This window comes from uncultured Sunxiuqinia sp. (assembly GCF_947495665.1).
Taxonomy (GTDB): Bacteria; Bacteroidota; Bacteroidia; order Bacteroidales; family Prolixibacteraceae; genus Sunxiuqinia; species Sunxiuqinia rutila.
Genome location: NZ_CANLZV010000013.1, coordinates 25,383 through 41,415, shown reverse-complemented (window position 1 = coordinate 41,415; position 16,033 = coordinate 25,383). Strand labels below are relative to the sequence as shown.

Genomic DNA, 16,033 nt, shown 5'->3' with positions numbered 1-16,033 from the left:
TGTGCTTTTTATATCGTTAAAAGACGTAGGTCATCATCACAATAAAGCGGTGGTTGGTGGTCAGGTGCTTATCAGCATACAAACCATCCGAAAAGTCAAAATCGCCAACTCCATAATTTGCGTTGGTCATTTCGTACTCCGCAACTACTCGCAGTTTTGATACATTCAGTGCGACATGAGGAGCTACACGCGCCAGGTCTTGCACATTGGTCAGGGTACCAGCTACCACGCCTTTTCCCGATCCATCGTCATACAAAGCGGCATCTGTTCCCAGGTTTTGACCATATCCCAAAGTCATTCCAAGCTGCCATTTCTTCCCATAAACCATATTGAGCAAGGTCGTGTAGTTGGAATAATTGGTATAGGTTTCCGCTCCTGTTGCCAAGTCGCGTGTAGCCACACCATAGCCTCCAAGCATGGTCAGGTGCGTCATATTTTGACCATAGTAGCCTTTGGCTGTAATGTGAAAACGGGAGCTTTGGTGTTTCAGGTAAGCCATAAAACCACTGCTGATTAAAAACTCATCGGCCTTAAATGTTCCATCCGTTCCAGTTATTGTCATCCGCGGTTTAATGCGTTTAATCTGAGCTCCAGCTCCTAAGGTGAGTCCGTTGTAATTGTACTCGGCCGACCAAACCAGTTCGGGCATTACCCCATTGCGCTGCGCTTGAGTTGGCGTGCTGTAGTTACCGGCTTCGAAGCATTTCGAAGTGTATTGATTTTCATATACCGCAGCGCCTGACACAGTCCAGTAGCCTGCTTTCACATCGTAGCGAATTTGAGGAGAACGGTTAAACGCTTGGAAAGGCGAACCGGTATTCAGGCTGGCGACCGTTGGGTAAGCACCTCCGCCCCAGAAAGGGTGCCAGCTTTGACCAACCATTAAGCGTGATTTCGTCCAGTCGAAAACCATATTGGCATGACGAATACGAAACAGGGTCGGTTCTGTTTTTATAATTCCTCCAAAATCAAACTCAATGGTTCCGCTGGTTTTGGCACCAAAAATTTCAGGTCCGTTTACTTTCACCCCCAAGCGCGAAGCCAAGGCCGACAAGTTTGAGCTAGCTTGCTCGTTAATATCTTCTCCGTTGGCATCCTGACCAACATAAAGCGGAACCAGGTAAAACACCTCGTGGGCAGCATCCAGCCCTTTGTATGAATCAACAAAAATCTCATTCCGAACAAACCCGTACCAATTCAATGTCAGGTCTTTTTCCTTTTTCTCTTGTGCATTCCCAAACAAAATCATTCCCATCAGGCCAAGCACGCCCAGCAATTTCTTCATCATCTTCAAATTAAAAGCAGTATGTATTTTTGGTTTTTTCAGACCAAATGGCGGTAAACTGACTTCTGCAAAATGCAAAACAGTTCGATCGAGAAGACATTTTGAGCGTTAGTTAGCGTCATTTTGGTTGATTGGGAATCAAAAATAAGAGAAAACCCAGTCCAATCAATGCCGCCCAAAAGGCAATTCATTAAATACGAACCCTTTAAATTACAATCCATCAACCAAACAGGCCGATAAACAAGCAATTGTAAATTTCAACCTGCAATTTCTACCAATCTGAAGTTTTGGTAATTTATAATCGTTTTGAATAATAAATGCCTGTAAACCGACTGAAAAGCATTTCTCCATTCGCCGGAGAACAGACCTGTTGAAGGTTGAAGTAGGATGATTGTTTCTGGTTTTACAATTGAAAGCTTAAAGAAGAACCATGCCTTGAATTATGCAACAGCTAACATTAATACTCAATATTTGAAAACTACTAACTAAAGGTATTTAGTTAGTAATCCCAATTAGCTACTCAATTCTTGTTAACTCAAATAATCCAAAGGTAGCGCATTACTATATAATAATTCATCGTAAAACTGCTCCCAAAAGGAACACCTCACAATATAGGAAGAAGGAGAAAAAGAGCAGGCCGTAATTCCCTTTCTAAAAATACCTTTTTAAGTAGAGATAGCCCCAATAGTTCAATCACAAGTACTAAAAAAACCAGACTGAAGCTAATCTCCAGTCTGGTTAATAATTCTACTCTATTGAAATTGATGAGTCGGTATCACACATTTAGCGATAGCCCTCACTAATTACCGATCAAATCTTTGGTTCCTGAAAATTATCTGAATCCGATTCGTCCTCTCCTTTGTATTCCAAAACAAATACTGCAATCGAATCCGTATTCTTTTCATTCAGGCGAATGAAATAATCATACTTGCCTGTTTTTTCCAACTTCAGTGATTGATTGGGAAAAGCAAGTGGGTAAACCTTCGCGATTTCCTTGTCTTTAGGAACCTTAACAGTTAAACCACCTGTAACCGGGACATTGGTAACCAACAGGTAAGTTTTGCCATTGGTTCTGCTTTTAGTAAAGTATCCCCAATTCTGTTCATCCAAGCCAGCATAACCACAATCGTGGATTGCCTCCCCGTTTTTCTTCATCCATTTGCCAATATCGGCAGCACGCTCAGTTTCTTCAGGACGAATGTTGCCAAGTCCATCGGGGCCAAAGTTCAATACGAAGTTTCCATCCATTGATACGCAGCGAATAAGCATTTCCAACAACTCATTGCTACTTTTCACATGTCCTTTCCAATTTGAATTATAGCCCCATTGGTTTTCCGGGATGGTCATGACACAATCCCAGTCATTGCCGTTCAAAACACCAATATTTGCCGGGATTTTGCGTTCCCATCCTTGCTCATAATCTCCCATCATATCGCCATTGGCATCAAAATGGCGATTGCCTTTCTCATCAGCCCGAAAGCGACTTCCGATAATCAAGCTGGGAATCATTGAGCGCAGTTCTTTTCCAAGCTCATCGGCAAACTCTGCTTGTTCAACCCAGGCTTTATCCCAGGTACCATCAAACCACAAACCTTTTGTTTCAGGATACAAATCAAGCAATTCCACCAATTGGTTGCGGGTAAACTGCTTGAACTCTTCGTAAGCCGGACGTTCGTCATCACTTTTTATTTGGCTGCGATAGCCCGGATGATTCCAGTCGATAATCGAAAAGTACAAATACACATCAATCCCTTCGGCAGTATAGGCTTTTACTAAATCACCGACAATATCTTTTTTATAAGGTGAATTTTCAATGGTATAATCGGTGTATTTACTTGGCCACAAACAAAATCCATCGTGATGTTTTGTGGTAATAAGCATATATTTGGCTCCCATCTCTTTGGCTTGACGGGCCCATTTTTTTGCATCAAAATCTTTGGGATTGAATTGTTTGTACAACTGATCGTACTCATCGCGTGGCATCTCATTCCACGCACGAATCCACTCTGCAGCGCCCGGATAAGCTTTTCCGTTCCATTGTCCTCCGGGAATGGCATAAACGCCCCAGTGGATAAACTGCCCCAACCCATAATTGCGCCAGGTCTCCATCATCGCATCGGTGCGTCGCCCCAACCGGTGTGCGCCATGCTCCAAGGCAACAGAAGCTCTTTTGGGTTTTTCATAGAATTGAGCATGGCCCGGAGCACTTAATCCAATTAGAAAGATTACTAAACAAAGAATCACGTTTTTTCTCATAACTAAAATTTCACAAGTGATCTATTTATTTGATTATTTCTTCAAGGTTGTCGGCCATCTTCTGATGTCATTCAGGCTTTTGTTCAGCCTGGTTTTCATTTCAGGAGATCAAGCCAAATCAATTGTTAGGTTATTAGCAAACGAAGCAATTTCGAGGAGTTCAATACAGGCTCAAAATTGCTTCGTTTGTGTTATTCATGATGAAGTAAGGAATTGGGTTACTTCTCCAATTTAATTTTGCGGTTCAAAGCTTCCAGAAAATAGTAATCAGCGTAGTTCAACGGAACATCAATCTCAACGCCGTGAGGAATACTTCCAACCGAATGCATTAAAATGAAATTTCCGTTTTCGCCCAGCGGTGCACGATAGGCATCGCTTCCTAAACTATGCATAATTTTATCAGCCCAACCTTTGTAAAAATCATAGTCGGCATAACCAGCCATTTCGTACAAAGCCGATGCCATAATAGCTGCGGCAGATGCATCACGCGGCGCATTTGGAATTTCCGGCACATCAAAATCCCAATAAGGAACGAAGTCTGCCGGGAAGTTTTTATGGTTGATTACGAAGTTGAAAGCTTTCTGTGCCTGCTCCAGATATTTAGGATCTTTTGTTTCGCGGTAGCAAACAGTGAAACCATAAATTCCCCAGGCTTGTCCACGTGCCCAGGCTGACTCATGAGCATACCCTTGAGCGGTTTCCCGGGCACGTACCGAACCATCTTCCAAACTGTAATCCACGACGTGATAACAGCTATAATCCGGACGGTAGTGGTTTTTGATGGTGTTGTCGGCATGTTCTACGGCCAATTGGTAGAAACTTGAATCGCCACTCAACTTGGTTGCATTAAACAGCAGTTCCAGGTTCATCATGTTGTCAATAATCACAGGGCACTCCCAGCCTCGTTTTGACATCCACCCTCCGGTTACGTTCCACGATTGAATGACTCCAGCTGTTGGACGGAAACGTGTTGCTAATGATTTTGCAGCCTGAACAATTACGTCAGCATATTTGGGGTTTTTAGTCAAGCGATAACCGCTTCCGAAGCTACATTCAATCATAAAACCAACATCATGGTGCCAAGTCAAGTATTTAACTGAGTCCAACGCTTCGGTATATTTCTGTGCATAAGGCAACCAATAATCATCGCCGGTTAACTCATACGTTTGCCACATGGAGCCGGGGAAAAAGCCGCTGGTCCAATCTTCCCGGCGGATGTAACGAATCTTGCCATCATCCACCGTTCTTGGGTTCAGTACTTTGCCTGACGCTTCAATTTTTTCCACCTGTAATTTCTGTTGAGCAGCAGCAAACTCAATATTTTCATTGATAAAGTTCGACTCTTCACCTTTCTGCGGTTGACATGAAACGATGGCAGCTCCAAGCAGTAAGGCAGCAATACTGTTTTTCAATTTCTTCATTTGTTCGTATTTATATATTTCATTGATAAAAAATACTGAGTTTCAATGGCTCCGGTTGATCTTCCGAAGCATCAAAACTCAGGAAAATATTCTCGTTGTTATTCTTCTACTCGTCCAGGCTGACGTCTGCCAGTTCCTTCTGAATTGGTTAAATCATCGCCCAAATCTTTTCTGGCTTCAACAGCCAAGGCTTCCAGTTCAGCAAGCTTCTCCGGATAAAATTCCATAACGTTATAACGCTCACCCGGGTCACGACGAAGGTCGTACAATCCTTTTTCGATCAAGACATTTTCGGGTGTTTTCCCGGGTTGTCCGTCACGCCCTGGGACATTGTTCTCATAAGTGCGTCCATGATGCTCAAACACCAGTTTCCAGTCGCCTTTACGAACAGCTTCCAGGTTATTTCTTCGGTAATAGTACAAGAAACTGGTTCTTGGCTTAGCGCTGAAATCACCTTTGATTAGTTTACTCAAATTAACTCCATCAATCTTTTTCTCAGGCATCGGGCTTTCTGTCAAGGTTGCAATGGTCGGTAAAATATCAATACCCGAAGTCAGGTAATTGCATACCGCCCCTTCTGGAGTTACGCCTTTCCATTTCATTACACAAGGTACACGCTGGCCTCCTTCAAAAGTAGTTCCTTTACCTTCGCGCAAACCACCAGAGCTTCCGGCATGGTTTCCATAGGTCATCCACGGTCCATTGTCCGAAATCACAATGACCAACGTATTTTCGGCTAAATTCAGCTGCTCCAAGGTCTGGTTAATTTGACCAATACTCCAGTCAATTTCCATGATCACATCGCCAAATAAGCCTTGCTCTGATTTCCCTTTGAACATGTCTGAAACAAAAAGCGGAACGTGTGGCATGGGATGTGCCAGATACACAAAGAATGGATTTTCTTTATTCTTTTGAATGAAGTCAATCGTTCTTTTGGTAAAGTTCTGAGTAAATTGCGATTGATCCGGATTTTCCTGAATCACTTCATTTCCTTCAAACAAAGGAAGTGGCGGATAATAGTTCTTATTAACCGGATGATTTGGCCACATATCGTTGGAGTACGGAATTCCAAAAAACTCGTCAAATCCATGCTGAAGTGGCAAAAACTTTTCGCGGTGTCCCAAGTGCCATTTCCCAAAAGCAGCTGTCGCATAGCCTTTTTCTTTTAGTAACTCAGGAATGGTTTGCTCATCCGGATTTATGCCGATCGTAGCGCTATGGTCCAGAGCTCCATGAAACCCGACACGGTTCGGATAACAGCCGGTCAACAATCCAGCCCGCGAAGCGCTACAAACAGCCTGCGGAGAATAGAAATGTGTAAAAACAATCCCCTCGCCTGCCATTTTATCAATGTTTGGAGTCGTAAAACCTGTAGCTCCATTCAAAGAGACATCTCCATACCCCATATCGTCCATGTTGATAAGGACAATATTGGGTAAACGATCGGTTTTCGGTTTTTCGGTAGTTGCACAAGAAGCCAAGCCTGCAATGGCCACGCAACCAGTAATAACTGCTCTCATTCGTTTATTTTTTGTATGATATATAGATATTCAGACATTTTTGATCTTTTCAACAAGCTTATTCAGGTTGAACAACAAAAGAGTAAGTTCCTTTTGAGCGAAGTTTTGTTGCCGTAAAAGTTAATCGATAAAGGCAATCGCCCCATACTTTCGACAATCTTGGATCGTCCAACGAGATCCGTTCAATAGTAGGCTTAAAGCCTGCTGCATCATATTTCAAACTTACGTCTCCTCCTTTTGCATGAATCAGGACAAGGCCCGACTCATCAATCTGAGGTTTTTCACGTGTCAAAAAATTGACTTGGTTATAATCTTTAGCTTCTTTCAATTCAAAACGATCAGTTATTGAAAAGCGCTCTTTGCCTTTGAAAGAATAAGCCCGATTCCAGCTTTTTACGGCAGCTTCTTCCGGATAAGCTTGTTCCAGATTGGCTGAGAATTGTCGTTTCCCTGCATTAAACTTAACCGAGCTTGCTTTATACTTACTTCCATACTTTTGCGGAACACCATTGACCACTGGCAAGTTGTGGTAGTTACTTTGCATGGTCCAAATGGAGTACCGCTCGCTGCTAAACGTTTGGCGGGTGTATGTTCCAACTCCTGCATCAACCAGCACGGGCTCGTTGTTGTAGTACAAAATGAATGTTCCCGCATCGTTGTGGTTGTGGCTTTCATTATTGAAACCGCCTTTTCCAGCAAAAAAGAATCCGTTACTTTGGCGCATGTAGCAAAACTCCGTTTGTGGATACCACACTGAAGCTTCAGTATCTAGTGAGGCTGTTGTTGCTTTCAAGTCTTGGAAGATGGTTAAATTCTCCAAGGTGCGAAAAACATCTCGCCCGTGTGATAGACGGGAAGGATTGTTTTCCCTTTGATAGAGGTAAGCAGCAAACTGTTTCAGCAAATCGCTGTCGACGGCTTGCCCATAGCGAAAAATGGTTCCCATAGGACCTCCACCTTTGGCTGATGCATCTGCAAAGTTGACTACCCAGCCATTGCCGATGTAGGATTTTGCAATGTACTCGCCCATATTGCGGATTTCAGGCTCATCAAAAAGTGTTACCTCTCCTCCGGTTGCTGTAGTCAGCAAGTCAAGGTAGTCAAATAGTTTGCCGGCAGCATGTCCCCAGTAGGAAGGGCCTTCTTCGCAAGCACCGTCGGCATTGACATAGTTGATGAATTTATCGACAGAAACCATGGTTCGGTGAACGGCTTCAGCTAGTTTCTGTTGATCATCTTCAATCAGCAAAAAAGTAGCCAGCACATTTGAATTACACCATGGATTCCAATTATTTACCATTGTTTTTGGAGTGGCATGAAACGCTTGCCACCAATAGTTATCACGCTCCATGTAGGGAACCATAATGCGCTCACGCAAGTTGTCAACCAAACGCTGATCAACCAACGGATTTACTTTATCCAATTCATCTTTTAAGAAATAATGAACCCAAGCCAACATTGAGGCAACATCGCCAGCGGTCAGATCAATCACCTCTTCTTTATAGGCAGGAAGCGATGTTTTGATCGACTGAGCACCATAGAAATGGGCAGAAAGTGCCCAGGATGTCATTTCACAAGAAAGCCAAACTCCATTGACAATCTGATCAACAAAACGCCCTTCTCCTTCAGCCAGCTCAGCCAGGAAAAGAGCTGCCAAGGCATTGTTGTTTTCGCCAAAGGGTTTTTGCATGATATCCCGGTTTCCACTTCTCTCAAATTCGAGATAAGCTGTGGCCGGAACGACATTCCATTCATAAGCCAGGTAAGTCTCACCTTTGCGAATCAACTCTTCTTTCAATCCGGTGGTTAGCTTGTCCCATCCGGCACGGTCAGCATAATCAGGATAAGTGACCCACTTTTTAGCAGGGAGTATGCTTTGTTTTAGTTGGCTCACGCCAGCTTCTTTTTGTAATAAATCTTTCTGCTCCCATGCGCTGGCTGAAAAGACAGTTAGAAGCAAGCAAAGTAGTAAGGTAGTTGTAGTATATCTCATCAGTTAATGAATTAAAACCAAAATATAAGAAACAAAGTAGAATCACTTATAATTCTCACATCATGAATATTAAGAGTATTGTTAAAAATATTATTTTTTCATCAGAGGTTCTGGATGTTCATTAATGTCAAACGGATTGAAATAATATAATCCAGCTTCTTTGTAATGTTTGAGGTGCGGCTTCAAACGTTCCAGAAAATCAGCATAGTCTTTCTGACCTTTATCGGACCATACCGATTCGGCCATTGCTGCCAAACGTGGAAACAGCAAGAAATCAAACCGCTCAACCGAATCCACCGTTTCGGTCCAAAGGTTAGCTTGAAAGCCAAGCACTAAATCCTGATCTTTTGCTGCAACCGGAAGCTGGTCAATCGAAAAGCTATAAACACTTTCCAACTGGTTAAAGCCTCCAGCCCAGCGTCGTCCTACTTTATGATCAGGGTGTTGTACAAAATCGAAATACAGCGGAAGACGAGGACAGATAACTGTTTTATGTCCGTTTTTCAAGCCCAATTCCAATTGCTTGGGTTGGTCGTGCCGCCACCAGAAAATAATGCTGTTATCCTTAGGCAATCCAGCATTGGCCATCTCATCCCAAACCAATACCTGGTTATTCATATTTAAAATAGAATCAGACATTCGACGCATAAATAAGTCTTCAACGGCCTTCAAATCAGCTAGTTTTCCAGTCTTCATCAATTGCTGAACGGCAGCGTCAGTTTTCCACTGATGATTTCCAAAACTTACTTCATCTCCACCAACATGAATCATTTGCGATGGGAAAAGTGCATCGACCTCGCGCAAAATATTGGTTAAGTATTGGTATGTGCCTTCTTTGGCCGGATGAAATGTAAACTCGGGGTATTTTTCGGAGCCGCCACCACTAAATTCCGGGTAAGCCCTGTTGGCTGCAGTGGCATGTCCGGGCATATCAATTTCCGGAATGATCACAATGTGGCGTTCGGAGGCATAAGCAACAATCTCTTTAATCTCTTCCTGCGAATAGTATTGGCAAGCTGCTTCTTTGTCTGAATGATTACCTATTCCACCAACTTCTCCTAGTTTCGGATAGTTGAGAATTTCCAAACGCCAACCGGGCTCATCTGTCAAGTGCCAGTGAAAGCGGTTTAGCTTGTAGTAAGCCATCCAATCGAGCAAGGATTTGACCTTTTCTTTTCCAAAAAAGTGTCGGGATTCATCCAACATAACACCGCGCCAATCGTAAGTCGGATTGTCAGAAATAGTTACACAAGCAATTGAGCTACTTTGACTACTATTTGCCAACTGCAGCAATGAGATTATGCCATAGAAAGCACCTTCTTTTGTTTCTGCCTGTATCGTTATCTGTTCTGGAGTAACGTCCAATTTATACAACTGATCATTATTCAATTTCGTTTTTTCCAGAACAATTTCCGCTTCTCGATTATTCTCAACGATTGTGCTCGAAAGCTTGTGGTACCGAAGGAGTTCTTTTTGTAAGAAGTAGATTTCATCGGCGAAATCCGTTGAACTCAGAATACGTAAGCCCGCATGCAATTTAAACTGGCCTTCCCCTACAGTTGATGAAGTAGGTGCAGGAATTACACTTGCATTTATTTGGGCCCAAAGAGGCTGAATGACAATTGATAAAAGCAAACTAAGAAGTAGGTTTTTCATTGGTATTGTGTTTAGTCGTTCAAACAAGCAAAAGAGCATGGATAGCTCCCCTAAAATCATAATCAATTATTTACTTTTTCTTGACTGTTCGAAGATAATTAAAAGAAGTGAAATCGATTGCACAGCCAGTGTGTTTTTTAGACGAAATCGTATAATTAAAACTACTCAGATGATTGATATCAATACAATTCTGTTTCATGCACCTAAGATTCTTTCCGCCAACAGTCCAATTCATCTTACTACTCCTTACACAGGCTTCCAGAGTACTTATGCTCCATCAAACGGTATATCTTGTTTTTATCAGTAATAACTCTCCGGTTTCCACTACACTCAAACAACAAAGTATCTCAACCCGGCTATCCAAAATCATTCGAATAAACGAGCTCATTAGCATTCAGACTTTGCAGCTTTGTTATTACTAACGACACTACAGAAGCTGATTGGTGAAAGTTATTTCTCCTCTGGGAAAATCCTGGACAAAAAAAGCTGCCTCAAAATAGTACGTTTAAATACTATTCCGAAGCAGCTATTTATATAACTACAGATTAACCTATTCTTGTCTTATTCCCAACCAGGATTTTGCTGAAGTTCGGTATTACGTTCAGTCTCAGTTCTTGGGATTGCCCAAGTGTATACATAATCGCCTCTCCATGAGAAAGGGTATGATTGTGTCCCATATATTTCCTTTGCACCATTACCATCATAGAACTTCACGTCTTTCCATGTTTTCCATCGCATCTCGTCAAAGAGGTTAATTCCTTCCAATGGTAACTCCCACCGACGTTCATTCTGAATGCGAACACGCATATCGTCTTGATTACTCACATAAGTTGGCTGGCTTGCATCCGATGTTTGCAAAGGAGCAACACCAGCTCTTTCACGAACTTGGTTAACAATTGTTACCACCTCAGGATCGAATCCTTGTTCGTTGATTGCTTCTGCTAGCATCAATAAAACATCCGCATAACGAATTAGAGGCATGTCAGTTGGCCCATATTCCCGGTTTTCAATGCTAGTTCCTTCGTATACCCACTTGCGCCATAAATAATAGAACTTGTTATTCGTATCTGTTCTGATATCAAACGGTTCTGCTCGATCATAGCCAACGTATGGCCAACGCAATGTGTAAGTATATTCATCAGTTCCGGCAGCTCCATTAAAGGAAGAATACGGAGTGATGATTGTCGCTTGCAGTCGAGGGTCACGATTATCATAAGCAGCTTTAATACGTGCTTCATTTCCTTCAGCAAGATATTGACTCATATCTGCTCCTTTTTCCTCGAAGCTGGCAATTTGCTCAGCTGTCATGCCATCACGCAGAAAGAAAACAACGCGCTCCTGTGGAGTCATCGTTGAGTAACCAGGCAGGTAATCATCCCAATTAAAAGGAGATCCGTCAATATTTTCAAACGACTCGATAAAATCAGGATGAGGCAAATAATTGTTCCAGTTAGAACCAAAAGCGATACGAGTTCCAATATGCTTTTGAGTTTTACTTCCTAAACCAGATAGCGCAATGTTTTGCACTGAAAAGATCATCTCCGGATTCCGCTCGTTTGCTGTGCTAAACAGGGCTTTATAATCGCCTTGGTAAAGCTGAGGTCCTAATTCACCAACTTTTCTAAAATCACTTTCTGCCTTTGAGTAATCTTTCATGTACAAATATGCTTTCCCGCGTAATGCATAAGCGGCAGCTTTAGTAGCCCGACCAAATTCAGCATCACCACTTGAATACATGGCAGGTAAATTGGCTTCATTGACACAATCAGTCAGGTCATCAATGATTAATTGCCATACTGCAGCCTCAGTGTCGCGAGGACGATTAATCTCTTCAGCAGGGACTGGTTCCAAATAGATTGGGACACCTTTAAACACCTGATTTAGGTTAAAGTAGAAATAGGCTCTCAAAAACTTCACCTCGGCAATCAAACGAGCTACTTTTTCATCAGAAACAGGGACTCCTGCTGTCAAGTTAGCTAAGGCATCATTTGACCGATGAATTCCTTCATAATGTTGTTGCCAGTATTTCGTGAATAAACCGTCACCAGCTGTGATAACGCCACTCTTAAAAGTTGAAGATCCTAACAGCCAAGAAGTCCGATTTCGATCCATGCCAACAAAGCCATCCTGATCAAGCATCCAGCGTTCTTTTCCAACAAAAGGATACCTTAGCGTATTATACACTCCATTGACTCCCAAATCAACCAAGTTTTCGCTATCCCACATATTTCCCGATCCAATCGAGTCATAAGGTGTTGTATCTAAAAGATCATTCATGCATCCTTGAAAAAATACAAGTGATGCTACCAAGAATAGAATATATTTTAACTTTTTCATATCTCAATCAAATTAAAATGAAATGTTAGTACCGAAAGAAATTTGTTTCATAATCGGGTAATTTGAATTAGCTCCCATTTCCGGATCTAAACCAGGGAAAGAAGTAATGGTAAATAAGTTCTCAGCAGAGAAGTATACTCTTACCCTTTGGGTGTGAATTTTCTGAGCCAAATTCGATGGAAGTGTATAGCCTAAAGTCAAATTACGTAGCTTCAAGAACGAAGCATCATATAGCCAAGCCGTACTAGCCTCTGTGTTTTGAGAGTCTCCTTCATCCAATTTTAAACGAGGATAGGTCGCATGGATGTTATTGGCAGGATCATTTACATCATCTTCATTAAAATAGTAGTGGTCATTTGCCAGAATCTCTCCTACCTGGTTTCCAATACGCATATTGGGACGGTTGTAACCACTTTCATTCCAGTAAAGTTCATAGCCAGCCATTCCTGACCAAACCATACCAAGGTCAAAGTTTTTCCAAGCGAAATTCATATTCAATCCAAAGGTATACTTTGGCATGGAAGAAGTTCCAGTAAACCTGCGGTCATACGTATTTCCATAGGTTCCATCTCCATTGTTATCAGCATAGATGTAGTCACCATACCATATTCCGTTTTTCTTAATATCCTGATTCGGGAAAAAGCGAGCCCCATCTTCAACCATTGCTTTTAACCAGTTCATATCTTCTTCCGTACGAATCATTCCATCCCTGGGTCCCCCATTGGGGTTAACAGTTCCATCGGTATTAAAGTAATTTCCGTTTCCTTTATAAAGATCGTATACCAAATACTCACCGACAATATGATCTTCCAAAGTACGTGTTGTTGCTCCTGAAGAAACATCGCCTAAGTTTGAATAGTAATATTCATCACCGTTCTCATCAGTACGCCATCCTTCTTCCAATTTTCCTTTGTAACCCGTTACTTCGTTGTGATTATAAGAGAAATTACCAGAAACAGAATAGTTTACTTCGCCAATTTGATCTCTCCAGCCTAAGGTAAACTCAAAACCTTTGTTGGTTACCTCTGCAGTATTGCGAATAGGAGCACCAATCAATCCTGTTGTCAGGTAAATCGGTGGCACCGTTAAGATACCATCGGTCACCTTATTGTAGAAATCCATTTCTGCGGTCATGCGAGAATTAAGCGTAGTAAAATCAAGCCCAATGTTAGTCATTGTTGTGCTCTCCCACTCCAAGAATGGATTGGCAATAATTGTAGGACGCAACCCTGCAACTTGTGTTCCACCAAACGAATAACCAACATCGCCATATACAGCTTGGTAAGCATAGTTTTCAACGGCATTACCACGTTGAGTTACGTTATTTCCTAATTGTCCCCAAGAAGCTCTCAACTTTAGGTTTTGAAAATCAGGAAGCAAGTCCTGCATAAATGATTCTTCAGATACCCGCCAGGCAGCAGAGAAAGAAGGGAACATCCCCCATCTTTGATCTTCATGAAAACGACTGGATCCATCATAACGGAAGTTTGCTTCCAATAGGTATTTTTGCTTGAATCCGTAATTCACACGACCAAACCAAGAGCGAATCGCATAATCAACAGCACCTCCACCAATTGAAATCATCTCAGTAGCAGAACCTGGAGTTGAGATGCTTTGATCAATCAATCCTTTTTTAGTGGAATAATGATCATAACCAAAGAAATAGTTTTCATTATATCCGGCTAACGCGCTAATATCGTGGTCCTCTCCAACCGTTGTTTCATAATTCAACAAGTTTTCCAAAGTATAGCTTTCGTTAGCGTAGGTTTTATAATATGTAGACATTAGAGAAGGAGGAGTTGCTTCAGCCATAATCAAATCTTCACTAAACTTGATTCGTTCACCAGCAGCACCATTCGTATGAGAATTATACTCATCAAATCTTCTCGAGTAGTTAACATTAAACCTCCAAGATAGCCCCTTCATGATATCAATCTCACTAAAAACAGTTGAATTGAAGCGTGACACCCGATCATCTCCTTCTTTATTGTTCAAAAAGCCATAAAGGTTATTCGCTGTAGCGCTCTCTTCGGGAGCCTCAGGATAGCCATATTTGCCATTATACTCACCAACTAACCCTGGAGTCGATTGTCTCATATAGTTCAACATACCCGAATAGTTCCCCAGCTCTTTGTCTTGTTGTACTGCGTATGTACGTGTACCAACAGTTAACCAGTCCGTAATGTCGGATTCAAGATTCACACGGAAAGTATATCGTTTTACACCTGTATTTTCAACCAATCCAGGGTTATCAAGATAACCTAAAGAAAGTAGGTAAGTAGATTTTTTGTTTCCTCCGTTAACAGAAAGATTGTGTTCTTGTACCAGATTGGATTCATACATTTCTGTAGCCCAATTGGTGTTTGGGAAAGCGACCCAATTAGGAACTCCAATCTCATTTACTCCATTGGGATTTGCATTTGCTGTTTCCCATGCTTCAATCGTTGTGTTCGAAAAATGTTCGGCTGAACCAATATTTCTGGCACTTTCATTGATTAAGCGCATATAAGTTGGATAATCAGAAACAAACTCCAACAAATTGCTGGGCGAAGACATGGAAAAGTTTCCACTATAATTTACAGTAGTGCGCTCTCTGTTTCCATTTTTGGTGGTTACTAACACAACTCCGTTTGCTGCCCGTGAACCATAAATAGCAGAAGAAGCAGCATCTTTCAAGATTGAGATAGAAGCAATGTCGTCAGGATTAATCGCATCCAAAACCCCCTCCATACCATCAATGATGATCAGTGGGTTGTTATTATTCAACGTACCAATTCCCCGGATACGGATAGATGCCCCATCTTCACCAGGTTTTCCTACTCCTTGGCGAACAGTAACACCCGAACTTAAACCGGCTAAAGCACTGGAGACATTCATCACAGGACGAGACTCAATCTCATTTGCGAAATCGATTGAACTAACAGATCCCGTTAAGTTAACTTTCTTTTGTGTTCCATAACCAATAGCAACAACTTCCTCAATTCCAATTGCTTCCTCTTCCAAGACAACATCAATTGTTGAAGATGATCCAACCATCATTTCACGTGTCCGCATTCCCACAAAAGAAAAAACCAAAGTTCCATTGGCCGGAATATTACTTAAAGTGTAGTTCCCGTCAAAGTCAGTAATTGTACCGTTGGTGGTGCCCTTTACGGCAACAGTAACGCCCGGAAGTGACAGGCCGGCCGCATCAGTAACTTTACCGCTAACCGACACTTTTTGTTGTACATTGGTTTGCAACTGCTTGGCTGAAAGCAAAATCATTCGATCTTCAATACTATAGCTAATGCCTGAGCCGTCAAACAAGGCTTCCAAGGTTTCTTCAATGGTTTGCTCCCTTAGCGAAATATCAACTTCCTGACTGATATCAATAAACTCGGAGCTGTAAGCAAACCGATATTTGCTTTGGCTTTCAATAGCCTGCATCACTTCCCGAACTTGTGCATTCTGAAATTCGAGGTTTAGTCTGGCATTCTGGCTGTATGAACTGGCAGATACCTGCAAGAGCCCAACCAGTAGCAAGAGAAATGTTAGCCGCATAATTCTTCCCGTTTGAGATTTAACA

At 42.0% G+C, this 16,033-nt stretch carries 8 protein-coding genes; all 8 read right to left on the bottom strand.

Annotated features, from left to right (window positions below):
* Positions 1-16: 16 nt before the first annotated feature.
* Positions 17-1,288 carry a hypothetical protein gene (locus Q1A18_RS14600; protein ID WP_299582017.1) on the bottom strand — a complete coding sequence of 424 codons (1,272 nt, stop codon included), beginning with the start codon at positions 1,286-1,288 and terminating at the stop codon, positions 17-19.
* Between the two features lie 807 nt (positions 1,289-2,095).
* On the bottom strand, positions 2,096-3,541 hold the full coding sequence (locus Q1A18_RS14595; protein ID WP_299582014.1) for an alpha-L-fucosidase: 1,446 nt from the start codon (positions 3,539-3,541) through the stop codon (positions 2,096-2,098).
* Between the two features lie 218 nt (positions 3,542-3,759).
* Complete coding sequence (locus Q1A18_RS14590) at positions 3,760-4,962, bottom strand: glycoside hydrolase family 88 protein (RefSeq protein WP_299582011.1); 1,203 nt, start codon at positions 4,960-4,962, stop codon at positions 3,760-3,762.
* A gap of 98 nt (positions 4,963-5,060) precedes the next feature.
* Entirely contained in the window at positions 5,061-6,482 is a 1,422-nt protein-coding gene (locus Q1A18_RS14585) for a sulfatase (protein ID WP_299582008.1), read from the bottom strand.
* A 58-nt stretch (positions 6,483-6,540) separates the two neighbouring features.
* Positions 6,541-8,475, bottom strand: coding sequence for a heparinase II/III family protein (locus Q1A18_RS14580; RefSeq protein WP_299582001.1), 1,935 nt, complete (start codon positions 8,473-8,475; stop codon positions 6,541-6,543).
* 90 nt (positions 8,476-8,565) lie between these two features.
* Complete coding sequence (locus tag Q1A18_RS14575) at positions 8,566-10,131, bottom strand: beta-N-acetylhexosaminidase (RefSeq protein WP_299581998.1); 1,566 nt, start codon at positions 10,129-10,131, stop codon at positions 8,566-8,568.
* Positions 10,132-10,692: 561 nt separating this feature from the next.
* Positions 10,693-12,468 (bottom strand): RagB/SusD family nutrient uptake outer membrane protein, encoded by a 1,776-nt coding sequence (locus tag Q1A18_RS14570; RefSeq protein WP_299581995.1) that lies wholly within the window; start codon positions 12,466-12,468, stop codon positions 10,693-10,695.
* A gap of 12 nt (positions 12,469-12,480) precedes the next feature.
* Positions 12,481-16,008: a TonB-dependent receptor gene (locus Q1A18_RS14565; RefSeq protein ID WP_299581993.1), complete on the bottom strand. Its 3,528-nt coding sequence runs from the start codon at positions 16,006-16,008 to the stop codon at positions 12,481-12,483.
* Positions 16,009-16,033: the final 25 nt, after the last annotated feature.

Excerpts from the sequence above, each read along its gene's own strand:
- Q1A18_RS14600 (WP_299582017.1), bottom strand. The coding sequence starts at position 1,288 with ATGATGAAGAAATTGCTGGGCGTGCTTGGCCTGATGGGAATGATTTTG.
- Q1A18_RS14570 (WP_299581995.1), bottom strand. The coding sequence starts at position 12,468 with ATGAAAAAGTTAAAATATATTCTATTCTTGGTAGCATCACTTGTATTT.
- Q1A18_RS14590 (WP_299582011.1), bottom strand. The coding sequence starts at position 4,962 with ATGAAGAAATTGAAAAACAGTATTGCTGCCTTACTGCTTGGAGCTGCC.
- Q1A18_RS14585 (WP_299582008.1), bottom strand. The coding sequence starts at position 6,482 with ATGAGAGCAGTTATTACTGGTTGCGTGGCCATTGCAGGCTTGGCTTCT.
- Q1A18_RS14565 (WP_299581993.1), bottom strand. The coding sequence starts at position 16,008 with ATGCGGCTAACATTTCTCTTGCTACTGGTTGGGCTCTTGCAGGTATCT.
- Q1A18_RS14580 (WP_299582001.1), bottom strand. The coding sequence starts at position 8,475 with ATGAGATATACTACAACTACCTTACTACTTTGCTTGCTTCTAACTGTC.
- Q1A18_RS14575 (WP_299581998.1), bottom strand. The coding sequence starts at position 10,131 with ATGAAAAACCTACTTCTTAGTTTGCTTTTATCAATTGTCATTCAGCCT.
- Q1A18_RS14595 (WP_299582014.1), bottom strand. The coding sequence starts at position 3,541 with ATGAGAAAAAACGTGATTCTTTGTTTAGTAATCTTTCTAATTGGATTA.